This window comes from Spirosoma flavus, from assembly GCF_054778555.1.
In genome coordinates this window covers 1,852,937-1,875,617 of sequence record NZ_BAAGZL010000002.1, presented here as the reverse complement: position 1 = coordinate 1,875,617, position 22,681 = coordinate 1,852,937, and the positions used below count along the sequence as shown (strand labels likewise).

The 22,681-nt window shown below is 48.8% G+C and carries 17 protein-coding genes; 8 read left to right on the top strand and 9 right to left on the bottom strand.

Features of this window, described 5'->3' with window-relative positions; genetic code table 11:
- Positions 1 to 134 precede the first annotated feature (134 nt).
- The 4 genes from ACYVF1_RS16470 to pheS form a co-directional block, all read right to left on the bottom strand.
- Positions 135 to 1,508, bottom strand: a complete 1,374-nt coding sequence (locus ACYVF1_RS16470; protein WP_461080652.1) for a DUF937 domain-containing protein — start codon at positions 1,506 to 1,508, stop codon at positions 135 to 137.
- A gap of 184 nt (positions 1,509 to 1,692) precedes the next feature.
- The gene (gene xseB, locus ACYVF1_RS16465; RefSeq protein ID WP_461080650.1) at positions 1,693 to 1,881 is read right to left on the bottom strand and encodes an exodeoxyribonuclease VII small subunit; all 189 of its coding nucleotides are present in this window, start codon (positions 1,879 to 1,881) and stop codon (positions 1,693 to 1,695) included.
- Between the two features lie 104 nt (positions 1,882 to 1,985).
- On the bottom strand, positions 1,986 to 3,188 hold the full coding sequence (locus ACYVF1_RS16460; RefSeq protein WP_461080648.1) for an exodeoxyribonuclease VII large subunit: 1,203 nt from the start codon (positions 3,186 to 3,188) through the stop codon (positions 1,986 to 1,988).
- 93 nt (positions 3,189 to 3,281) lie between these two features.
- Complete coding sequence (gene pheS, locus ACYVF1_RS16455; protein WP_461080646.1) at positions 3,282 to 4,334, bottom strand: phenylalanine--tRNA ligase subunit alpha; 1,053 nt, start codon at positions 4,332 to 4,334, stop codon at positions 3,282 to 3,284.
- A 395-nt stretch (positions 4,335 to 4,729) separates the two neighbouring features.
- Here pheS and ACYVF1_RS16450 point away from each other — a divergent pair, with 395 nt between their 5' ends.
- Both ACYVF1_RS16450 and ACYVF1_RS16445 read left to right on the top strand, forming a co-directional pair.
- Positions 4,730 to 5,158, top strand: a complete 429-nt coding sequence (locus tag ACYVF1_RS16450) for a LytR/AlgR family response regulator transcription factor (protein ID WP_461080644.1) — start codon at positions 4,730 to 4,732, stop codon at positions 5,156 to 5,158.
- A gap of 251 nt (positions 5,159 to 5,409) precedes the next feature.
- Positions 5,410 to 5,829 carry a LytR/AlgR family response regulator transcription factor gene (locus ACYVF1_RS16445; protein ID WP_461080642.1) on the top strand — a complete coding sequence of 140 codons (420 nt, stop codon included), beginning with the start codon at positions 5,410 to 5,412 and terminating at the stop codon, positions 5,827 to 5,829.
- A 259-nt stretch (positions 5,830 to 6,088) separates the two neighbouring features.
- Here ACYVF1_RS16445 and ACYVF1_RS16440 read toward each other — a convergent pair whose 3' ends face one another.
- Positions 6,089 to 6,757, bottom strand: a complete 669-nt coding sequence (locus ACYVF1_RS16440; protein ID WP_461080640.1) for an outer membrane beta-barrel protein — start codon at positions 6,755 to 6,757, stop codon at positions 6,089 to 6,091.
- A gap of 229 nt (positions 6,758 to 6,986) precedes the next feature.
- Between ACYVF1_RS16440 and radA the strand changes: the two genes are divergently transcribed.
- The 3 genes from radA to ACYVF1_RS16425 all read left to right on the top strand — a co-directional run bounded on the left by radA (position 6,987) and on the right by ACYVF1_RS16425 (position 9,166).
- Complete coding sequence (gene radA, locus ACYVF1_RS16435) at positions 6,987 to 8,372, top strand: DNA repair protein RadA (RefSeq protein ID WP_461080638.1); 1,386 nt, start codon at positions 6,987 to 6,989, stop codon at positions 8,370 to 8,372.
- Between the two features lie 141 nt (positions 8,373 to 8,513).
- Complete coding sequence (locus ACYVF1_RS16430; RefSeq protein ID WP_461080636.1) at positions 8,514 to 8,756, top strand: hypothetical protein; 243 nt, start codon at positions 8,514 to 8,516, stop codon at positions 8,754 to 8,756.
- A complete protein-coding gene (locus tag ACYVF1_RS16425; protein ID WP_461080634.1) occupies positions 8,753 to 9,166 on the top strand; it encodes a putative toxin-antitoxin system toxin component, PIN family in 414 nt (137 codons plus the stop codon). The genes ACYVF1_RS16430 and ACYVF1_RS16425 overlap by 4 nt, the downstream gene beginning before the upstream one ends.
- Before the next feature lie 29 nt (positions 9,167 to 9,195).
- Here the strand turns inward: ACYVF1_RS16425 and ACYVF1_RS16420 are convergent, their stop codons facing one another.
- Positions 9,196 to 9,465 (bottom strand): hypothetical protein, encoded by a 270-nt coding sequence (locus tag ACYVF1_RS16420; RefSeq protein ID WP_461080632.1) that lies wholly within the window; start codon positions 9,463 to 9,465, stop codon positions 9,196 to 9,198.
- A 197-nt stretch (positions 9,466 to 9,662) separates the two neighbouring features.
- Between ACYVF1_RS16420 and ACYVF1_RS16415 the strand changes: the two genes are divergently transcribed.
- The 3 genes from ACYVF1_RS16415 (at position 9,663) to ACYVF1_RS16405 (ending at position 15,093) form a co-directional block, all read left to right on the top strand.
- Positions 9,663 to 10,883: an enolase C-terminal domain-like protein gene (locus tag ACYVF1_RS16415; protein WP_461080630.1), complete on the top strand. Its 1,221-nt coding sequence runs from the start codon at positions 9,663 to 9,665 to the stop codon at positions 10,881 to 10,883.
- Between the two features lie 68 nt (positions 10,884 to 10,951).
- Complete coding sequence (locus tag ACYVF1_RS16410) at positions 10,952 to 12,988, top strand: beta-L-arabinofuranosidase domain-containing protein (protein WP_461080628.1); 2,037 nt, start codon at positions 10,952 to 10,954, stop codon at positions 12,986 to 12,988.
- 206 nt (positions 12,989 to 13,194) lie between these two features.
- Positions 13,195 to 15,093: a glycoside hydrolase family 127 protein gene (locus tag ACYVF1_RS16405; RefSeq protein ID WP_461080772.1), complete on the top strand. Its 1,899-nt coding sequence runs from the start codon at positions 13,195 to 13,197 to the stop codon at positions 15,091 to 15,093.
- A 71-nt stretch (positions 15,094 to 15,164) separates the two neighbouring features.
- Here ACYVF1_RS16405 and ACYVF1_RS16400 read toward each other — a convergent pair whose 3' ends face one another.
- From ACYVF1_RS16400 to ACYVF1_RS16390, 3 genes are all read right to left on the bottom strand, one after another.
- Entirely contained in the window at positions 15,165 to 17,501 is a 2,337-nt protein-coding gene (locus ACYVF1_RS16400; protein ID WP_461080626.1) for a mechanosensitive ion channel domain-containing protein, read from the bottom strand.
- A gap of 279 nt (positions 17,502 to 17,780) precedes the next feature.
- On the bottom strand, positions 17,781 to 18,212 hold the full coding sequence (locus tag ACYVF1_RS16395; RefSeq protein WP_461080624.1) for a hypothetical protein: 432 nt from the start codon (positions 18,210 to 18,212) through the stop codon (positions 17,781 to 17,783).
- A 69-nt stretch (positions 18,213 to 18,281) separates the two neighbouring features.
- Positions 18,282 to 22,652, bottom strand: coding sequence for a CusA/CzcA family heavy metal efflux RND transporter (locus ACYVF1_RS16390; RefSeq protein ID WP_461080622.1), 4,371 nt, complete (start codon positions 22,650 to 22,652; stop codon positions 18,282 to 18,284).
- Positions 22,653 to 22,681: the final 29 nt, after the last annotated feature.

Below are 22,681 nucleotides of genomic sequence, written 5' to 3'. Positions count from 1 at the left end.
GAATAAAAACATCGTTTCTATCCAACTACAACAAGCCAAAGATGTTTTTGATAATCACACTTTGAAAGATACGTAACGAAAAAAGCCTTTCTAAAGAAAGGCTTTTAAAGGCTTGATAGTCAATGATATAAAAATTACTTTACCACTACTTTTACGTCAATTTTGCGAAGCGTTGGTTTAGGAATGCCTGACGTATCATTTCTGATCACTCCGGTTCCTCGTCCAATGGCGTCGATACGTAGATAATCAACTCCAGAAGCCATCAACTGCTGCTTAATCTGGTTTACTCGCTTGAAAGACAGACTTTTGTTAGTCATGTCGCCTTGTGCATCGTTTGCATAGCCCACAAGCTGTATCTGCAAACGAGGATAGGTTTTGAGAATAGTTCCTAATTCGCCGATTGTAGCTACTGAACCTGCTGTCATCGATAAAGAACCCGGCTGAAAACTGATGCCTGTTAGCGGAAAGACCTTTCCTTTAGGAAGGGCGGCATTGCCAAGGTAAGGGGCCATCTGCTGCGTCAGGCCACCCCCAGCCACTGCTGGCGCCGTGACTGACGTAGCGGCTGGCCTGCCAGCCACAGCTGTTGGGCTCGCCATCGATGTTGATTTTGGCGCTGTGCCGGCCAATGAATCTTTAGGAAGAGCCAGTGAACGCGTCACTGTATCGGCCTGCACCGTGTCTGTATTGACTGTTACGTCAGCAACTTCTTCCTGACCATTCGAATATTTCTGCGTGTTCTGGTAAACGTAGTATCCACCAGCAGCAACTGCCAGAAACAGTAACGCACCAACACCCCATTTTGCCAGCGAACTGTTGTCGCTTTCGCGATCTTCGTCGGAATCAGCATAGTTGACCGGCGGGCGGACGGTGGTCGTGGATGAGCTGCCACTCGCCATAGTGGAATGTCCTGATGATTCGGCGCTGGTACGTCGGGCGGGGTTGGCCACTCCCGAAATGATCTGATGTAACCCAAGCCGTTCGATAAGCTGGGGCATAAATTCTTCCGGAACCGTACTCATCAGGGTGTCGCGTTCGGCGAACAGCAGCGCTGCAAGACCGTCGGCGTCAAGTTTTTTCTCTCTTACCTGCTTGCCCAGTACGTGCAGAATAATTGTGGTAATGAGGCCCAGTAAGGAAATAGACGATGAATTGCGGATACCAGCGTACCGGGAAATCATATTCCCGATCGAACTTTTCATGGCCGGTAGCAGATGGCTGATTACATCGTTACCCTGTGTAATCAGTGTATTTGTCTGATTGGGTTCGCGCAGAATCGTCAGTAAATTATCCGTCAATGAACCATCGTAACGACCTTTCTGAATATGGTTATAAAGTTGATTTACGCCTATTTCAGAAGTGGTACGTTTCATCAGCCCACCAATAATTGTATAAACCAGGCCATTGACAGCCTTGCTTGTTCGTTCGTTTGATTCGTCGATATACGTCGCGATACGTGCCAGCACGTCTGGACTTAAAACGGAAGTTAGTGTATTGAACAAATTCATAAGTACGTATCAATCAGGGAGTAAAAAAGCCGTTGTGCACTCAAACCAATTCGCACATTCCTTGACAACAGCCATAGCAACCAACCTATAATTCCGGGGCATTCCTGTCGGAAACGGCCACTACGGGATAAAAATAGGTAAGGTTTGGCAAAGGTGAGCTAAGTAATCCGTAAAATTACCGTATTCATCGTCGGGGGAGCCGTTCAATGATATCCTGATATTCGGTTTCAACGGCCCGTAATCGTTCCTGACAAAACGCAATCAACTCTGTGGCCAGCCGAATTTTTCCGGGCAATTCATCAAGCGCCACCTCCTCATTCTCAATTTCATCGACCAGTGTAATTAACTGATCATAAGCTTCCTGATACGTCATTTTTGGGTAGTTATACAGCTATGGAATTGTACGGTTATAGAGTTATAGAGCTGTAAAGCGGCCAAAGAACAGTTTGGGATTAATTACTTTACAACCATTTAACTCTACAACTTTAACACGTCCACGACTCCGTCATGCATTTGTAGTTGAAGTGTTTCGTTGGGTTGGATATCAGTAGTTTTCGTTAGTATACGACCGTTACTTAGCACCATGGCGTAACCCCGACGTAGTACGTTTGACGGGTCGAGGTGACGTAACGTAACCGCTTTTTCAGCCAGGCTGGTATGGCATTCCCGGAAGTAAAGCTGCGTTACAAAACGGAGTCGTTCGGTTTCGCGATCTACCTGTTCTCTGGCCGCCTGCATGGCTTCGCGGGCAACTACGCGTAGTCGGTCGCCCAGAAGAAGGCAATTTGCTTCAAACTGTCGGTTCTGTTCAATCAGAAAAGCAGCCGCTTTGGTGGGAGTTTTCACGCTTTCGTGGCAGAGTAAATCGGTAATGCTAACGTTACGTTCGTGGCCAATACCTGCCAGAATCGGTATCGGAAATCCAGCGACGGTTTGCCCCATCAGGTACGTATCGAACGACCCAAAATCCAATTGCGAGCCACCGCCACGTACCATTACCACGGCATCGTAAGGAATGCCGCTAAAAGCGATACGTTCCAACTGGCTGCAAATGGCGCGTTCGGCTCCCTGGCCCTGCACCTGAGTCAGATATTCATCAATCACAAATTCATAGCCGAATTGATTCTGAGCCAGTTCGTGTCGGAAATCGCGCCAGCCGTCGGAGTTAGGCGCTGCAATGAGGGCCAGCCGCTGGATAACAACGGGGCGGGGGAGAAGCTGATTCGCTGTAATGTACTGCCCATCTTCGAGCCAGATCAGTTCAGGATGATCGCGCAGAAGAGTATCGAGCACCGCCTGCCGCTCGCGCTCAAGGTTACCAAGCGTGTAGGAGGGGTCAATTTTTAGAATCTCCAACCGAAGTCCATACACCGGATTGAAACTGACCGATACCAACAGCAGTAGTTGAATATTTCGGGCAAAAGCCACGCCCGTTGCCCGTTCGAACTCGCCGATGGTATGGTAGTTTTTTCGCCAGATACAGGCCTCCAGCTTGGCTAGTGTTCCACCGGTCGAGGCCCCCGCTTCGCGTTCAACCAGTGTTAAAAAACAGTAACCGCGGTCGGGGTAATTTTTAATATCGCTCGTTTCGGCAATAACCCACACGGCCTTCTGCCCGAATGCATTGTCGATAACCGCTTCGAGCGTAAACGCTAAATCCGAAAGGCGAACGGGTGTCATGGATTAAAGAGCGAAAGAGGGAATGAGCGAAAGAGCGAATGGCTGACGCGAGCTTTTTTCGCTCTTTCACTCATTCATTCTTTCGCTCTTTGTTTAAAGTCCTTCAAACTGGCGGAGGAAACGGACGTCGTTTTCGGTGTAGAGCCGAAGGTCGTTGACTACATATTTCAACTGGGTGATCCGTTCGATGCCCATACCGAACGCGAAGCCGGTAAATTCTTCAGGGTCGATACCGCAGTTGGCAATGACTTGTGGATCGACCATGCCCGAACCGGCAATTTCGACCCAGCCCGAATGCTTGCAGATGTTGCAGCCTTTCCCACCACAGATCTGACACGAAATATCAATTTCGGCACTTGGCTCCGTAAACGGGAAATAGGAGGGGCGGAACCGAATCTGCGTACCCGGTTCAAACATTTCTTTTACAAAGTGATAGAGCGTGTCTTTCAGATCTTTAAAGCCCACATTCCGATCGATGTAAATGCCTTCGACCTGGTGGAACATGCAGTGCGCCCGCGCCGAAATGGTTTCGTTACGATACACCCGACCCGGCATAATTGAACGGATGGGTGGCGCCTGCCTTTCCATCAGACGTATCTGAACATTGGACGTATGGGTACGTAGCAACGTATCATTTGGCGCGTCTTCGCCCTCATTACCAGCCGCTTTTGCGATGAAAAACGTATCCTGCATATCGCGTGCCGGGTGGTTTTCGGGGAAATTGAGCGCGCCAAAGTTATACCAGTCCATTTCGATTTCGGGGCCGTCTGCTACGTTGAAACCAATACGTTCAAAAATCTGAATGATACGTTGACGAACCAAACTCAACGGATGCTGGGTACCCGTTAAGTTTGGAATGGTAGGCAGCGTCAGATCGACGGGAGGGGTGCCACCTGACGTAGTACGTTGCTCATCAATTTGCTGACTAAACGTGTCGAATCGTTCCTGAGCCACATTTTTCAGGCCATTTAGCTCCTGCCCGACCGCGCGTCGATCTGCCTGCGGAACCGTCTTTAATCCCTCAAACAACTCAGTAATAACACCTTTTCGGCTAATGAACCGCATTCGGAACTGCTCTAACTGTTCAGGAGATTCAACTTTGAACTGGTTGATTTCCTGGTGTATATCTTTTACTCTATCCAGCATATACGATCGCTTACGCGCTGATTATACCGCAAAGGTACGCAAAAGTGGGCATGGTTGCCGAATGAGGTAGAAATGCGGGTAAGAGGGCCGTTTCCTCACTGAAAGTATACCGTTGCTAATTTGGCTAAGTTAACCCGGAATACTGATAACTCAGGCTGATGTCACTATGACTGTCGCTATTTGTTGAGTAAGCGGCTAAATATTTTGATAAACAGTTTGTTAAACCCATTAAATTTCGATCATACTTAGGTAATTTTTGGAAGTGGGTCTAATTCTTGCGTATAGTTTTAGTGCAAAACCCGATTGGGTTGCTGTTTTTGATTTACAGAATGGTGCAGTAAGCTTCTGAGTGTCAGTCATAAACTATTCTTCACATAGTACCTTAAAAAGCCAGTATGAAAGCCTTCACTAACAACACCATCTTCGACCCAGTGTCCATGGGATTCCACAATAGTGTGGAAAAAATTGCCGATTCGACCTGCCTCCAGAAACTGCTCATTCCTTTTTATGACCGTAAACGTACTGTTTCTGTAGAAGAAATTGTTAGACTGGAAGGCTGTGGGAATTACACCAATTTTTTCCTGAGAGATGGGACAAAAATGCTGGTTTCTCGTACACTAAAAGAATACGAAATTCTGCTCGACAATCAGGCATTTGTGCGCGTTCATAAATCCTGCATCGTAAACCTGGGTTTTGTGCGGAAATTCTTTGTAAAAAAAGAAGGTGAACTTGAATTACTGGATGGGCAACAGGTAAAAATTTCACGTCGCCGTGCACAAATGTTTATTGACCGTATCCGCGACTTTCAACCAGCTGTCAATTAATCCACAGGTAGAAATTTTCAGAATAATAAGCGGTTTTTGTACATAGCCACACTACGTAGTTTTACGTAATAAGCAGGGTACATTCACTGAAAAGAATAGACTAAAAAGTATCATAATCGTCTGACCGTCAATGTGTTGATTTTGTAAATCGACCTACTGATAGTCAGGCGATTTTTTTAGGTACGACCATAGAAAGGTAGTTTTGCTTCATCACTCATGGATTTATCCCGAACCAAAACTATTCCTTTGACATGGACGCCACTCTTTTTTCTAATACGCAGCCAATCGCCGTAGTTCCTCATTTCCCATCCTCGTATACACGCGGTACACAACGTATCGCTTTACCTTATCTTAATCGCACCGTTTTTATTTCGGTAGATGACATATTGTACCTTCAGGGAGAGGGAAATTACACCTTTCTATATACCCGTGACCGGAAGCGTTATTTAGTGTCGAAAACACTGAAAGAATTTGAAAAATTACTGAACGCTACGTTGTTTCTGCGTATACACAAATCGTACATCGTAAATTTGGGTTACGTGATGCAACATATTTGCCCAAAATCGCGACAGGTGCAACTGGCAAATGGTCGTGAAATCGATATTTCACGCCGACGGGTGAAAGATATCTCGCGTCAGCTATCGCAGTACTGGCAGCAGCTTTATAACTAAGAGTCAGTAGATTAATTAGCCGCTTCTCCATCACACCATTTGGTCACCGTTACCAATTGCTGACAAGAAATACTACCAAATTATAGCCGCCACCGCTCTATCCGCACCAGTACGTTCTGGCTCAAAGATTTCGCATTCTAGTGGGTTAAAAACAAACAACCGTTGCTACACCTCCGATCTGGAGCAGATAGCAACGGTTTGTTTTTTAGGATTAATTAAAAAGTTCAGAAGTTGGCTGACACATTAAGAACTTTACAACTTAAAAGATCTGATAAGCCAACGTTACCTGCCATGATTTCATGCGCTGGCTGAACTGGCCTCCACTATTCTGAATCTGAGCAATATCGCTAAGATTGCCTTCGTAGCGAACATCAATTCCAAGCGAACCAAGATCCAGACCACCGCCTACCTGATAACCGTAGTACGCTTTGGTCCAGGCGTCGTTCAGACTACCATTGGTATACTGGCGGATGGCTTCGCCTAATTTCTGGTTATCGTCGATCTTAAAGGAGATGATCGGACCAGCCATGATACGTAGTGGACCGCCTTTAAGACCCAGCAAAATCGGTACGTCGAAACTGGTTACCTTAACCGACACTTGTTCCGTTTGCCCGTTTCGTACTACGTCGAAAGCACCGGCTTTGGTTGAATACAGCAGTTCGGGCTGAACAAACAGAGCGCCACCGATACGTGTATAAATGCCGAACGACGTACCGGTTCGGGTGGCATAACTATCGCTGATGCTGTTGCGGAAAGTTTGCCCGTCTACGTTAGCCGAAGGCGATCCATTGGTGTTCGTACCTGTCTGGACAAAATTGCCGAAGCTTAGTTTCGACAGATTCACTCCTCCTTTTATGCCAATTTCAAACTGCGCAAACGACAGGGCAGGCAGTAGGAATAGCGATGCAAAAAACAGTACTTTCTTCATAACTGGTTGTGTAAAATGTGATGTTTGATGATAAACGAGATTTACGCCGATCCGGTACAAAAAGTCAACTAATTTCGAGCGAATGGCGTTTAAATAATGGGTAATGATTAATGAAAAATGCTTAATTGAAATCACTTTCCTGGGCTTTGATGTGCCTGTTATTTAAAGGTTTAATAGGGCTACGCATCCATTTTACATTAACCATTATACATTATTCATTATCAATTGAATGGCTAAACTAAAAACCACCTATTTCTGTCAGAATTGCGGCCAGCAGTCGGCCAAGTGGATGGGCCGATGCCCCACGTGTGGTGAGTGGAATACCTTTGTTGAAGAACTCGTTCAGAAAGACGAACCCGAAAAAGGGGGCTGGCGTAGTCCATCGTCGGGGCCGGGTAGTATAAAGGTGGCTCCGAAACCGAAAGCACTTCACGCCATCAATTACGAAGAACAGCCGCGCGTTCATACCACTGATGCCGAGCTGAACCGCGTACTGGGCGGTGGTATTGTACCAGGATCGCTCGTACTCATTGGGGGCGAACCGGGTATCGGTAAATCGACGCTGTTGTTGCAGATCGCCTTGAGTCTGAGTGGAATGCGGGTGCTCTACGTATCGGGTGAAGAAAGTGAACAACAGATTAAAATGCGGGCCGAACGTTTGGATGCACCCACCAGCGATTGCCACGTAATGACCGAAACGTCAACGCAGAATATTTTCCGCGTAGTCGAACATTTCGAACCGGAAATTCTGATTGTCGACTCCATCCAGACCATGCAGTCGTCGTTGGTGGAGTCGGGAGCGGGGAGCGTATCGCAGGTGCGCGAGTGTACGGCTGAGTTTATGAAGTACGCCAAAGAAAGCGCGGTGCCTGTTTTTATGATCGGCCACATTACCAAAGAAGGCTCGCTGGCAGGTCCTAAAGTGCTCGAACACATGGTCGATACGGTGCTGACGTTTGAGGGTGACCGTCATACAACATACCGAATACTACGTACTACCAAAAACCGATTCGGCAGTACCGACGAACTGGGTATTTACGAGATGCTTGGCACGGGATTACGTCAGGTAACAAACCCGTCCGAAATTCTGATTTCGCAGCGTGACGAAGCCCTGAGTGGCGTAACCATCGGCTCCATGCTCGAAGGCAACCGGCCGCTCATGATCGAAACGCAGGCATTGGTCAGTGTCGCTACGTATGGTACGCCCCAACGTAGCAGTACCGGTTTCGACGCCAAACGACTGAATATGCTGCTGGCTGTTCTTGAAAAACGTGGCGGCTTCCGACTTGGGCAGCAGGATGTATTCCTGAATATTGCCGGTGGGCTGCGTGTTGAAGACCCGGCTATTGATTTGGCCGTCTGCGCAGCTGTGGTTTCAAGTTACGAAGACATTGCCATCCCGTCGACAGTAGCGTTTGCTGCCGAAGTTGGTCTGGGTGGAGAAGTACGCGCCGTGAGCCGAATTGAATCCCGCATTGCCGAAGCCGAGAAACTAGGTTTCAAGCAGATTTTCATTTCCAAATTCAATATGAAAGGGCTGGATACCAGAGGTTATAAAATCAACATCAAACCCGTATCGCGCCTTGACGAGGTTTTTCAGGGTGTTTTGATGTAAGCTATCAACTAATACGTCTTCCTGCAATGGATACGGTAGCTGAGAGAAGACGTATTAGTTGATCACTTTTGCAATTGGTGGGTAATGTCTCTCACCAATCGGTGGCTTTTATTAAGTTTGTGTTCGGATAATTTTTTTGCTATGATGGCTTCGCAACGATTAACTAACGCCCAACTAGCCTTGCTAGAAATGTTTAGCTTTGAGATGAGCGAAGCCGAGGTGCTGGCTATGCGTCAAACGTTGATGCAGCACTTCCGTATTCGGCTTGAAGAAGAAGCCGAGAAAGCGATGCATCAGAAAGGATTAACCACGGCTCAGCTCGAAGCCCAGATGACATTCGATAACCGCACAGAGCAGCTACGGCAAATTCGGACCAATCAGTGAGAGTCGTTATCGATACTAACGGCCTGCTTCGGTCAATTCCTCGTGACGGTTCCTATCGCTGGCTCTATGAGGCATTTGCCGCTGGAGAATTTACTTGGGTAGTCAGTAACGAAATCCTGCTTGAGTACGCTGAGATGACGGCGTACTATTTTAGTTCTGTCGCGGCCGAACTAGTTACCTCAATGCTATTATCGGCATCCAACCACCTTCGTCAGGAACCTTATTTTCGTTTTGAACAGGTCAAAGACGATCCAGACGATAATAAGTTTGTAGACTGTGCCATTGCTGCCGGAGCCGATTGGCTCGTATCTGACGATAGACATATTTTGAATCTGCTCCGGGAGCAAGACCGATTTCCACCAGTGCCGATCTGTTCGTTTGCCGACTTCAGTCAATTATTAAACCGGTAGCCCATAAAGGGGGAAATGGGCTACCTAGCTTATAAAAAGCCCTTAATCGCTTCCTCAATCATGTGTGCTGATACGAAAAACGGTTTCTTATTGATGGTGACCGAAATGGGTGTCGGACTGCCTGCTACGTTCCCTTGCACCTCGTATGTGCCTTCTACAGCACCGGCCGGCGTTTTTAAGTGAAAATTTCCTTTCGACGCATCGCCGGCGAACGTACCGCCTTTTTCTTTGATGGCCGTTCCTGCTTTAGCGGTAAACTGGTCGGCGGTGCCCGGAAAATCAATCGTGAACGTACTCATACAAAAGACCCGTGGTGTTTAGCGAATGAAAACAAATACTAAAAGTAAATAGGAATCGCGGCTCGATTGTTTTGTTAGAAAATTAGGCCCCAACAGGCTCCGGCTGTTGAGGCCTGGAATCGTTAAGTTTAGGATAAAGAATGCTTTGTTAAATAAGCTTTCCATATTGCCGCTGACCATCCTTAATCTTTGCTCTCATGCAACGCAGAAAATTCCTGAAACAACTTTCTCAAAGTACGGCCTCCGTGGCGGCACTAAATTCACCGCTGGCTGCACAGGCGACCGACTGGACTTCTCATTACGTTGATGCCAAAGATCTTTCGGCTCATAAAATTGCGGACATCAGCTACACCAAAGTTCAGTTGAAATGGCCTCGGTTTGTCGGGAAAAACGGTCGGCGGGATATTCACGGCTACGGTCCGAACATCAGTGTCTGCGTACTCACCACCGATCAGGGGGCCGTAGGGTGGGGGATGCACGGCAAGCGTGACGACGAAACGATTGCGTATCTGAAAGGCAAGCGGGTGTCGGATGTTTTTCAACCGACGGCGGGCGTTACTGATGCTAAAGCGCTGGCGTTCGACGTACCACTGCACGATTTAGCGGGCGTTATTCTGAATAAACCCGTATACGAATTACTCGGTCAGAAGAAGCCGATTCTGACCAAATGCTACAGCGGTATGATTTATTTCGATGAGCTGGAACCCAAAGAGGGCCAAGTAAAAACCATGCCCAACGGCCTGGACAAGCTCCTAGAGAACTGTAAATACGATTATGATCTCGGCTATCGTCAGTTAAAACTCAAAATCGGTCGTGGAAACATCTGGATGCCAAAAGAGGAGGGAACAAAGCGAGACATTGAAGTGACCAATCTGGTAGCCAAAACCTTCCCAGACGTTGAAATTCTGGTCGATGCGAACGATGGCTTCACCATCGATATGGCTATTCAATATCTGGAAGGTGTTCGCGACGTACCACTATTCTGGCTGGAAGAGCCGTTTGCCGAAACCGTGGCCGATTATCAGAAGCTACGTGCGTGGACGAAGGTAAACAAGCCAAAAATGCTGCTGGCCGAAGGTGAAGCTAATCCCAATCAGGAGCTGCTGCGTGAACTGTGTGAGAAAAAACTAATTGACGTGCACATCTCCGACATCATGGGATACGGATTTACACCCTGGCGGAAGCTCATGCCTGAACTCAAGAAGCTGGGTACCAAGGCCTCTCCGCATGCGTTTGGCGAACTACTGAAGTCGTACTACTGCACGCATTTGACGGGTGGTTTGGGTAATACCGTCACGATTGAAGGGGTGCCGTCCACCTGCGAAGAAGTTGATTTCAGTGCGTACAAAATCGAAAAGGGACAATTTGTGCCCCCGTCAGCGCCGGGTTTTGGTATGAAATTGCTGAAGAAATCATAGAATCTGTTTAAGCTTTCAGTAGCAGTTGTTTTCGTCAGCATGAGTTTAAATAGTTCAAAATCATCTGCATGTATCGTAACGTAACGTTTTCCCTTATTCTAGTAAGTTTTGCCTTCACATTATTTGGACAGGTAAAAACAAACTCGACTCCGCCACAAACGAACGTAGTAAGCCGCCCCCCGCTACGTCCGAATGCTTACACAGAACTGCCGCTGGGAGCTATCAAGCCGCAGGGCTGGCTTCGGGAAATGCTGCTACGTCAGAAAAACGGCGCGACGGGTAATCTGGATAAACTATATCCGCTGGTGATGAACGAACGTAACGGCTGGCTCGGTGGCGATGGTGACCAGTGGGAGCGGGGGCCGTACTGGATTGATGGCCTCTTGCCACTTGCCTACATTCTGGATGATGCCGAACTGATTGCCAAAACTAAACCATGGGTCGAATGGGCGCTTAACAGCCAGCAGCCCGACGGCTATTTTGGGCCGTCTAAAGATTATGGCCGGGAGCCGGGTGTTCAGCGCGATAACAGCCGCGACTGGTGGCCCAAAATGGTAATGCTGAAAATTCTGAAACAGTATTATTCAGCGACGGGTGATAAGCGGGTTATCAACCTGATGACCAACTACTTCAAGTATCAGTTAAAAGAGCTACCGAAAAAGCCACTCGATCACTGGACGTTCTGGGCGCGCTACCGGGGGGGCGACAATCTGATGGTGGTGTACTGGCTTTACAATATCACCGGCGACAAATTCCTGCTCGACCTCGGCGACCTGATTCACAAACAGACGTTCGATTATACGGATGCGTTTCTGAATACGGATTTGCTCACCAAAGAAGGTAGTATTCACTGCGTTAACCTGGCGCAGGGCATCAAAGCGCCGATTATTTACTACCAGCATCACCCCGACAAAAAATACCTCGACGCGACAAAAAAAGGCTTTGCTGATATTCGAAAATACAACGGCATGGCGCACGGCCTGTATGGTGGCGATGAAGCGCTTCACGGCAACAACCCAACGCAGGGCTCGGAACTGTGCTCGGCGGTGGAAATGATGTTTTCGCTCGAAAGCATTCTCGAAATCACCGGCGACGTAGCCTACGCCGATCAGTTGGAGAAAGTGGCCTTTAACGCTTTGCCTGCACAAGTTTCGGACGATTTTATGGCACGTCAGTATTTCCAGCAGGCCAATCAGGTGATGGCTACCCGGCACACACGCAATTTCGACGTCAATCATCACGGCACCGATCTCTGTTTTGGACTGCTTTCCGGCTATCCATGCTGCACCTCGAACATGCACCAGGGCTGGCCGAAATTCGTTCAAAATCTTTGGTACACTACGACTGACAAAGGGTTGGCGGCTTTAGTGTATTCGCCTAGCGAGGTAAAAACAACGGTTGGAAATGGTACGTCGATTTCGGTTAAAGAAGAAACGGGTTACCCATTTGAAGAAACCATCAAGTTTACGTTGAGTGTCGATAACAGCGCGAAAACGGCTACGTTCCCGTTTCACCTGCGTATTCCGCAATGGTGTAAGAAAGGTACCGTGAAAGTCAATGGGAAGGTAGTGCAGGAAGCGACTGGTAATCAACTGGTAAAAATGCAACGGGATTGGCGATCGGGCGACGTAGTGGAACTGGAATTACCCATGCACATCTTCAAAAATAACTGGTATGAAAACTCAATGTCGGTGGAGCGCGGTCCGTTGACGTATGCACTGAAAATCGGAGAGTCTGCTACGTTGGTGAAAAACGATAAAGACCCGATTGACTACGGCGCTACGTATGAGGAGATACGTCCGACAACGCCCTGGAATTATGGCCTGATTCAGGTACCGGATAATAAGCTGGAAGACAGCTTTACGCTGGAAAAGAAAGGTCCGATTTCTGATTTTCCGTGGAATCCCGAGAAGGCCCCGTTAGTGCTGAAAACTAAAGCGAAACGTATTCCATCCTGGGGTATCTACAACGAAATGACTGGTCCGATTCCGTATAGCGTAACGTATCAGTTAGAAACGGCGAAAGAGGAAGAGGAAATTACGCTGATCCCTTACGGATGCACCAATTTGCGCATTTCACAGTTTCCGGTTGTGCGGAAAAAATGAGGGTTTTAGACTTTAGGTATTAAGAAAATCAGCGTTTTTGTCATGCTGAGGAACGAAGCATGACAAAAAACAGCAGAGCAAAAAATGCTAAACGTAGTAAAACGATTAAAACAATGCCCAGTTCTCATAAAACCATAATCCGAAACGTAGCGGCCAGTTTAATTGGCATTAGTACTACGTCGGTGGTGTTTGCGCAGGCGCAGTTGATGGTGCAGCGGTTCGAGCCGGTTGGCTTTTCGCAGGTGTCAATTACCGACAAATTCTGGAAACCGAAGCTGGATAAAGTAGCGACTGCTACGTTGCAGGCCTGTATTGTACAAACTGAGCAGAAAACGGGTCGTATCCGCAATTTTGAAAAAGTTGCCCGCAAACAGGGAGAAAAACACGAAGGTATTTACTACGATGACAGCGACGTGTATAAGGCGCTCGAAGCCATGTCGTACTCGCTCAAGAACCGTCCCGACGCCGTTCTGGAACGTAAAGCTGATGAATGGATTGATAAAATTGCTGCCGCTCAACTGCCTGACGGTTACCTTAATACGTACTACACGCTAACCGGCCTCGACAAACGCTGGACCGACATGGAACGGCACGAAGATTATTGCGCGGGTCACCTGATCGAAGCTGCCGTAGCGTATTTCAACACGACTGGCAAACGCAAACTACTGGACGTAGCGATTCGTTTTGCCGATCACATCGACTCTACGTTCCGCATCAAAAACCAGCCCTGGGTGAGTGGACATCAGGAAATTGAACTGGCCCTCATGAAACTGTATCACCTGACCAATCAGGAACGCTACGTTAAACTGGCCGACTGGTTTCTGGCACAGCGCGGACATGGGTACGGCAAAGGCAAAATCTGGGATGAGTGGAAAAATCCTAAATACTGTCAGGATGACGTACCAGTGAAGCAACAGAAAGAAATTACCGGTCATGCCGTGCGGGCCATGTACCAATACACGGGAGCCGCCGACGTAGCAGCCGCCACCAACGATCCCGGATACATGAATGCCATGACGACCGTTTGGGAGGACGTAGTACACCGGAATATGTACCTGACCGGCGGCATTGGCTCATCAGGACATAACGAGGGATTTACGGATGATTTCGACCTGCCCAACGAATCGGCTTATTGCGAAACCTGTGCCTCGGTGGGCATGGTGTTCTGGAATCAGCGCATGAACCTGCTCACCGGCGAAAGTAAGTACGTCGACGTATTGGAACGTAGTCTGTATAATGGCGCACTGGATGGCCTGAGCCTGAGTGGCGACCGCTTCTTTTACGGTAATCCGCTCTCGTCGTCAGGCAATTACGGACGTAGTGAATGGTTCGGAACGGCCTGCTGCCCATCAAACATTGCCCGATTGGTAGCTTCGCTGGGCGATTACATTTATGGTCGCTCTGAACAGGGAGTCTGGGTGAATCTGTTCGTAGCCAGTAATACGACGTTCAAGTTTGGGAAAACCGACGTACCGCTCCAGCTCGACACCAATTATCCCTGGGATGGCAACGTAACGATAACGGTTAATCCGGCTAAAAAAGTGGCTTACGCATTGCATGTCCGTATTCCGGGCTGGGCCGATAATATGCCGGTACCCGGTAAGCTGTATCAGTTCACCGATAGCAAAAACGCCAAAATAGAAGTGTTACTCAATGGAAAGCCTGTTACGTATCGGGTGGAGAAAGGCTACGCGGTGCTGGATCGTACCTGGCAAAAAGGGGACGTAGTGGACGTGAAATTGCCGATGGAGGTACGTCAGGTGGCGGCACGGAAGGAAGTAAAAGCCGACCAGGATCGGATTGCGCTGCAACGGGGGCCACTGGTCTATTGCGTGGAAGGGGTAGACAATGCGGGTCGGGCCTGGAATATCCTCGTACCTGCCAATGCTACGTACGCAACCAAATCACATCAGGTACTCGACGAACCCGTTACGGCCATTCAGGCGAACGTATCGGTGGTAGAAGCTGCCCCCGACGGCCTGAGTGTGCAGACCAAACCTCAGACAATAACGGCTATTCCGTATTACACCTGGGCAAATCGGGGTAAAAGCTCCATGCAGGTCTGGTTGCCCAGTCGGATTAAAGAGGTGAAGATTACGGAATAGCGTAGTGCAATAGCGTAAATAATGGCAACGAATTACTACCGCCCATAGTCAACTGGTATAAGTTTATAACCTTATATCAGTTGAATATCAGCTGCTTTGAAAGCTTTCAGTAACTGTTCCAGAAGCTGACTTTTTAGGGCGGTTTCGCTATAAATACTGTCTATCCAGACCTGTACTTTTAGCTCGATAGAATCGGGGCCGATCGACGTAATGAAAAGATCGGGTGCCCTGTTTTTCAACACGCCATCAATCGTACTTACTTCATTCTTTAGCAGTTCACGCACCGTTTGCAGGTCGGTAGCGCCACTTACTTTTATCGTAAGTTCCGTTTTCAGATACGTTTCATTGGAAGTCCAGTTCACGATTCGGTTCGTGATAAAATCGCCGTTCGGGATGATAACTTCTGAACCCTGCGCAGTCAGCATCTTGCTCGACCGGATACCAATCTCACGAATCCGGCCTTTTTTATCAACCAGTTCTACGTAATCGCCAATTTTAAACGGTTTTTCGAAAATCAGGATAATACCTGAGACAAAATTGCTGACAATGTTTTGCATCCCTAAACCAATGCCCACGCTGAGCGCGCCCAGAACAACTGTAAACTTGTCGATCGAAATGCCCGATGCGGCAATGGCCAGCAATACGCCAGCCACGATAATTACCAAACGTACCAAAGCCAGTATGGAACTGAGCGGTTCTACCCGATCCTCGACGGTTGGCAACTGACTTTCGCCGAAGAGCAGACCGATATTTTTCTGCAATAGGCTCGACAGATAAATAATCACCGAGAATGAAAGTACATTGCTGAGTGTGAAGGAGATACTGCCGAAGGCGCGAGGTTTGGTCAGCAGTGTATAGGCCAGATTAAACAGACTGTCGGCCAGGCCCAGGTTAATAAAGAAGACGAGTAGCCATAGCGCAATGGCCACGAATGTAAGTCCCTTTTTGAAAGACCGTTGGGTATGATTTACGTTCACCCGCGAAAAAAGCCCCTGCGAGAACGTACTGATCGTTATTTTCAGCGCTAAGGCTTCCAGAACAATATCAATAAAAATGCCTAACCCGATGATTTGAACCAGCCCGATAACAGCCGTGACACTAACCGTTTTCGCCAGGCTGATTCGCCCCAAAATATTTAATAAAATAGCCAGGGCATTAAATAGTAAATACAGTCTCGTAACTAGCCGAACCATACGGTTAAGCCGCTGATGGCGTGGCAATCGGTTTCTGAAGGCGAAACCGATGTATAAAAAACCAGCATTCAGCGCAATCAGCCCCAGTCGCATAAACAGGGAATCGCGTACTAAGGCATTCAAAATGAGCAGCAGAATGTAGAAAAAACCAGCTGTCAGCCACAGCCAGGTATCTTGTCTGGAAAAGCGCTTCCAGAGGTGAATCGTGAGTACTACATAGAGGAGAAACTGGGAAATCTCTACATAAACAGAAGGCGACTGGGGCTCAAAAAGAGGAGTCAGATTGAGCAGAAAAATCAGGGAGGCCACCACCGGAATCGGCTTGATATTAATCAATCCCAGTTCATCAACTTTCTGGCGCAACGTGGGCCTGCGGGCGTTTTTGAAATTCCTGAATACCCAGAAAAAGAATAGACCCGCCAATAGAAATAGTAGGAACAGGTTGTCCCACGAAGACGCAAAAAAGTAGTTTAAAATCCGATCCTGCCCCTGGTAATTTGCTTTGAGAATTGCCGGGAGATTACGGACCGCCAGGGAGGCCGGTGCTTCCCACAAATAAGGCGATTCTTTTTGAAAAGCACTTTCCGTCGACTTTTGTAATCGCTCGTTTATAAGTGTTTGTAAATTGCTGATAATGAGCGAAGTGCCCGACACGTCAGCCAGCAAACGACTCACTGTGTCCAGGCGGGCTGTGGTCCGGTCGCCAGCATCCTGCAACTGTAATTTGAGATTGGCTAACTGATCGGCGTAAAACTTTTTCTCGGTGGTGTCCTGGCTGCTCACCATCAAGAGTGAATCTGAACTTAACGCAAGCACCTGATCGAGCAGGTTTTGTATGTCGTTGTTTGATTTGGAGAGCGTCGTTCGCCAGGTAGTCAGCTTGGCCTGTGCGTCGCTCAAAATCAGACTATAATTCGACAGGCTTTTGGCGTCGCTGATCGTTCTACTTGTTTTTAGATCGGTCGAAATCGGTGCTATAGTCGATTTCACGCCCGTAAGGCCGGCGCGAATGCGGGCCATGCCGTACCCTTTTTTGTTAGCCGCCTTAATCTCCGTGATGACCGACTGCGCTTTCTGTATTTTAAATAATAACGTATCTGGAATGCTTTGGCGAGGGCCCGTCGTCTTGGTGGTATCCTGCGCCATAGCAGGAGCCGCAGCCATCAACAACAGTAAACTCGCCAGTATTGCATGAAAATAGGCTTTACCAAACATGTACTTATCAGTTTATAATCCGAATAAGACGTCTGGAATAGCCGATTTATCCTCGGCATGAGTACACCTGGGCGGGCCCCAGGCTTTATCATTTTGCTGATTTTTCTTATACCTGAATCCTCGCTCATACTCAGTTGGTCAGTGGTAAAACTGCCCCACTATTCCCAACGTCTCTATAAAGAGACACGATAACACCCGTTTCGGTTTTGGAATTTTAGCGAATCGCCCCGGCTCCGGTTCTCTCTGCGTGGTGATGAAGGGCTATAGAATTGTCGCGTTTTAGCGTTGAAATGCGCCTGTATCAAAGCCTTTCGGATGGATTTCTTCGAAGTACGTTTTCAAGGTGTTGGGATCGAGAAATGGGGCAATTCGTTTGGTTGGACTAACCGCGACCTGTAACTGGCGAAACAGACTGTCCGGATTTTTCCAATCGGAAGGTTGTAGTAAAAACGGCTTGATCAGTAAATACAGATGCTCAAAAATGGCCCCATCTGCGTAGACATCCCCATCGATTTGTAATTGATACGTTGGTTTAAGCCGATTCAGCTTGGTCTGTACTACGTCTAAAATGGGAACGGGATTTCGGCGTCGCTTCGTCAGTAACGATCGGCGCACAGGCCATACCGTCTGACTTTCCTGAAGCAGCCTGATATAGTCTCCCAAATTATACCAGACCGTGTCCTGATACCGAAAAAAACGAATGGGTTTCATTTTGTAACGTTTGAATTAACTGAAAAATCGAGTCATGCTAAACGCAGCCAGTTAATAGTCGCTTCCATATCACTCTTCTTCGCTATTGTTTAGTTTTGCCAATAAGCTGTAGGCCCCTTTCACCACAACTGGTGTCATGGCCGGATTTATGTCGGGCGGCAACGTAACAGCAACGTAGCCATTTTCACGAATGCCGGTTTTTAGCTCCACTTGCCGAAACTGATACGTAGCAGGACTTGTCTGCTTTTTAGTCAGTACGTAGATGAGTGATTTCCCACCAAAGCTCACAATGGCCGATTCGGGCAGGGTCGACATAGGCTGCGTTTTCACCTGAATCTGAGCCGCTACGTAGCCACCCGGAATCAAATCGGGCGAATAGGCTTCTGGATGCGCCAGTACGCTGATGGTTCGATCGTCTGAAATGGATTTTCCAATCAGAAAAATGGTGGCCCGGTGCGCCAGTGAGGCATCACCCCCCATGCCGAAACGTAGTGGCTGCCCAACCCGAATCCGGCTGATGTCTTTTTCGAAAACCCGTAGTTGTACGTGCAGGTGATCCAGACTGACAATCTCCGCTACTACGTCGGCCGGGTTTATAAATCGACCTTTGTTGACCGGTACGTTCGTAATGAATCCCGAAACGGGCGACGGAATGACAACCGTACGCGTAAGCCGCTCCGGACTCAACGTAGCAGGATTGATGCAGAGAATGGCTAATCGCTGGGCGAGGCCTGCCAACTGCGCCTGCAAACTCTGGCGTGAGGAGCGGGTCTGCTGAAAAATTTTCAACGCCGATACGTTCTCGCGGCTCAATTCCTGCTGACGCGCAAACTCCAGATCGGCATATTCCAGCTTGGCTTTAGTGTCGAGGTAATCCTGTTGCAACTGGATGTAATCGGGATTTTCGAGAACCACCAGCGACTGCCCTTTTCGGACCTTCATCCCCGGTTCCAGATTTATCTCCCGGATATACCCACCAAACGGAACCGAAACCGACACTCTGTTTTGAGCCGGTACGTCGACCGTTCCGTTGACTTTCAACGTAGTGCTCATCGTTCGCTCGAAAGGTGCGCCCAACTCAATGGCTGCTACGTTATACTGAGCCTGCGTCAGCGACACCTCAACAGGGCCATTCGAGGCCGAGTCAACCGCCGTTTGGGCAGAATCTGGTTTTGCATCTGAACCCTTATTGCTACTCCCATTTTCGTCAGAATGGCAAGCTGATAAGAGGCTGGCAACAAGCACTAATATGGAGATATTGGCGGTACTTGCTGATTTCGTTTTTGATCGGCTTGCCGATTGAGCTTCTTTGGCTACGGCTTTTCGCTCCGAAATCGAATACAGGATAGGTAAGACAATCAGGGTCAGCAACGTAGCGGTAAACAATCCGCCGATAACCACGGTCGCCAGTGGCTTCTGCACTTCGGCCCCCGCCGAGTTGGAAATGGCCATCGGAATAAACCCAAACGACGCCACCAATGCCGTCATAATAACCGGACGAAGGCGCACTTCGGCCCCCTGCCGGATAATTTCGGTCAGGTCGGTCAGTCCTTCTTCGTGACGGAGTCGGTTGAATTCGGCAATCAGGACAATGCCATTGAGCACCGCCACGCCAAACAGCGCGATAAACCCTACGCCCGCTGAAATACTGAATGGCATGCCACGTAGCAATAGTGCAAAGACGCCCCCAATGGCCGCCATCGGAATGGCCATGAAAATCAGAAGGCTTTGGCGAATTGAGCCGAAGGTGAAAAAGAGTAGCGAAAAAATGAGCGCCAACGCAACCGGCACGGCAATAGACAGCCGCTTTTTGGCGTCGAGCAGGTTTTGAAATTGCCCGCCATACGTAATTGAATAGCCCGGCGGAAACTTTATTTTCTGCCCCACTTTTTGCTGTAATTCCGTTACGATGCTTTCCACATCGCGGCCACGTACATTGAAACCCAGCGTGATACGTCGGTGCGTATTGTCGCGCTGAATCTGATTTGGGGCCAGCTCCATCGACACCTGCGCAATCTGCGCCAGAGGAATCTGTTGCTCCATCGCATTGGCACGGGCCGGTACGGTCACGTACACATTCCGGATATCATCGATGCTTTGCCGTTTGTCGGCAGCCAGACGTACCACCAGATCGAAGCGTTTTTCGCCTTCAAAAACCAGTCCCGCCGATTGCCCGGCAAAGGCAGTATTAATCACCCGGTTAACATCCGTTACGTTGAGGCCATATTTGGCAATCTGTGCCCGGTCGAGCTTGATCAGAATTTGCGACAGTCCACCAACTTGCTCAATATAAAGGTCTTTAGCGCCTTTGATCGTGCGGGTCAGATTACCCACTTCGTCCGCCAGTTTGGCCAGTTGCCCTAAATCGTCACCATATATTTTGAGTGCTACGTCCTGACGGGCACCGGTCATAAGTTCGTTGAACCGCATCTGCACGGGCTGCTGAAAGCCGAACGTAACACCGGGAATAACCGACAAGGCTTCAGCCATTTTGCCCGCCAGCTCGTCGCGCGTTCTGGCCGACGTCCACTGGGCTTTTGGCTTAAGAATCACCATCTGATCGGCCGCTTCGATAGCCATCGGGTCGGTAGGAATTTCGCCGGAGCCGATTTTGGCAACCACCTGCTCCACTTCAGGAAATTGCTTCAGTAGAATTCGCTCTGCTTTTAACGTAGCATCTACCGTTTCAGAAAGTGAACTTCCGGTTAAGGTTCGGGTATCAACGGCAAAATCGCCCTCGTCCAACTGCGGAATAAACTCTCCGCCCATCCGGCTAAACAGCAGTCCCGCCACAACCAATAAAACCACGGCACTACCTAAGATCAGCAGACGATGCCGCAGCGAACGTAGCAGTATCGGCTCATAAACGCGCTGAATTCGTTTCATGAGCCGGTCAGAAAAGGTGTTTTTACGTTCGATTTTTTTATCGAGCAACAGCGCCGAAACCATAGGAACGTAGGTAATCGAAAGGATAAACGCGCCCAGAATGGCAAAGGCTACGGTGAGCGCCATCGGTCGGAACATCTTGCCTTCGATGCCCGACAAGGCCAAAATGGGCAGGTACACAATCAGGATAATCAGCTCACCAAACGCAGCCGACGACCGGATACGTCCTGCCGACTGAAACACCTCCTCGTCCATCTCGTCCTGCGTCAGCGTTCGGTTCAGGTTACGTAGCGTGATGTGGTGCAGCGTAGCTTCAACAATGATAACGGCCCCATCGACAATCAGTCCGAAATCAATAGCGCCCAGACTCATCAGATTACCCGATACGCCAAACAGGTTCATCATGGCGATGGCGAACAGCAACGCCAGCGGAATGACCGACGCTACCACAAAACCCGCCCGGAAATTGCCTAGTAACAGGACCAGCACAACGATCACAATGGTGGCACCTTCCAGGAGATTACGCTCAACGGTGCCGATGGCGCTGTTGACCATTTTGGTCCGGTCCAGAAAGGGAATGATCTGTACGCCAGGTGGTAAGGTTTGCTGAATCTGAGCTATTTTCTCTTTCACCCGTTTAATCACCGCCGACGAATTTTCGCCTTTAACCATCATCACAACAGCCCCAACGGTTTCGTCCTGCCCGTTACGTGTCACCGCGCCGTAACGTACCGCTTCGCCAATACGTACCTGTGCTACGTCCCGTACCCGAATCGGTAAATTGTTTGTATTCAGATGGATAACGATATCGGCAATATCATCGGGCGTATGAATCAGGCCGTCGGATCGGATAAAAAATGCGTTGGGCTGTTTGTCGATATACGCTCCGCCGGTGTTCTGGTTATTCTGCTGAAGCGCCGAAAAAATCTCGGTCATAGTAACGCCAACGCTCTGGAGCCGGTCGGGGTCGACAGCGATTTCGTATTGCTTCAGTTTTCCTCCGAAACCACTCACATCAGCCACGCCGGGCGTACCGAGCAAGGCGCGCCGAATGGTCCAGTCCTGAATGGTTCGGAGATCCGTTAAGGAGTAGCGCGTTTCAAACCCTTTTTTCGGAACTACCGTGTACTGGAATATCTCGCCCAATCCGGTGGTTACCGGGGCCATTGTGGGCGTGCCAACGCCGGGTGGAATTTGCCCTGTTACGTTCTGTAACCGTTCGCTGATCTGCTGCCGAGCCCAGTAGACATCGGTAGCGTCCGTAAAAACGACCGTTACGATGGATAGGCCAAACCGGGAAAACGACCGTATTTCTGTCAGGCCCGGAATGTTGGACAAACTCACTTCAATCGGGAACGTAACCAGCCGTTCGATATCTTCTGCCGCCAGCGACGGGCTACTGGTAATGACCTGGACCTGATTGTTGGTAATGTCAGGAACAGCGTCGATTGGAAGCTGGGTGGCCGACCAGATTCCCCAGCCAATCAACGCCAGCGTAAACAGACCGATCACCACCTTGTTTCGGATGGAGAAATAAATAATTGCATTCAGCATGAAAGCGTCGTAGAAAATGTTGCCCCTGC

Coding starts and splice junctions, on each gene's coding strand:
- ACYVF1_RS16470 (WP_461080652.1), bottom strand. CDS start 1,508: ATGAATTTGTTCAATACACTAACTTCCGTTTTAAGTCCAGACGTGCTG.
- xseB (WP_461080650.1), bottom strand. CDS start 1,881: ATGACGTATCAGGAAGCTTATGATCAGTTAATTACACTGGTCGATGAA.
- ACYVF1_RS16460 (WP_461080648.1), bottom strand. CDS start 3,188: ATGACACCCGTTCGCCTTTCGGATTTAGCGTTTACGCTCGAAGCGGTT.
- pheS (WP_461080646.1), bottom strand. CDS start 4,334: ATGCTGGATAGAGTAAAAGATATACACCAGGAAATCAACCAGTTCAAA.
- ACYVF1_RS16450 (WP_461080644.1), top strand. CDS start 4,730: ATGAAAGCCTTCACTAACAACACCATCTTCGACCCAGTGTCCATGGGA.
- ACYVF1_RS16445 (WP_461080642.1), top strand. CDS start 5,410: ATGGACGCCACTCTTTTTTCTAATACGCAGCCAATCGCCGTAGTTCCT.
- ACYVF1_RS16440 (WP_461080640.1), bottom strand. CDS start 6,757: ATGAAGAAAGTACTGTTTTTTGCATCGCTATTCCTACTGCCTGCCCTG.
- radA (WP_461080638.1), top strand. CDS start 6,987: ATGGCTAAACTAAAAACCACCTATTTCTGTCAGAATTGCGGCCAGCAG.
- ACYVF1_RS16430 (WP_461080636.1), top strand. CDS start 8,514: ATGATGGCTTCGCAACGATTAACTAACGCCCAACTAGCCTTGCTAGAA.
- ACYVF1_RS16420 (WP_461080632.1), bottom strand. CDS start 9,465: ATGAGTACGTTCACGATTGATTTTCCGGGCACCGCCGACCAGTTTACC.
- ACYVF1_RS16415 (WP_461080630.1), top strand. CDS start 9,663: ATGCAACGCAGAAAATTCCTGAAACAACTTTCTCAAAGTACGGCCTCC.
- ACYVF1_RS16410 (WP_461080628.1), top strand. CDS start 10,952: ATGTATCGTAACGTAACGTTTTCCCTTATTCTAGTAAGTTTTGCCTTC.
- ACYVF1_RS16405 (WP_461080772.1), top strand. CDS start 13,195: ATGGTGCAGCGGTTCGAGCCGGTTGGCTTTTCGCAGGTGTCAATTACC.
- ACYVF1_RS16400 (WP_461080626.1), bottom strand. CDS start 17,501: ATGTTTGGTAAAGCCTATTTTCATGCAATACTGGCGAGTTTACTGTTG.
- ACYVF1_RS16395 (WP_461080624.1), bottom strand. CDS start 18,212: ATGAAACCCATTCGTTTTTTTCGGTATCAGGACACGGTCTGGTATAAT.
- ACYVF1_RS16390 (WP_461080622.1), bottom strand. CDS start 22,652: ATGCTGAATGCAATTATTTATTTCTCCATCCGAAACAAGGTGGTGATC.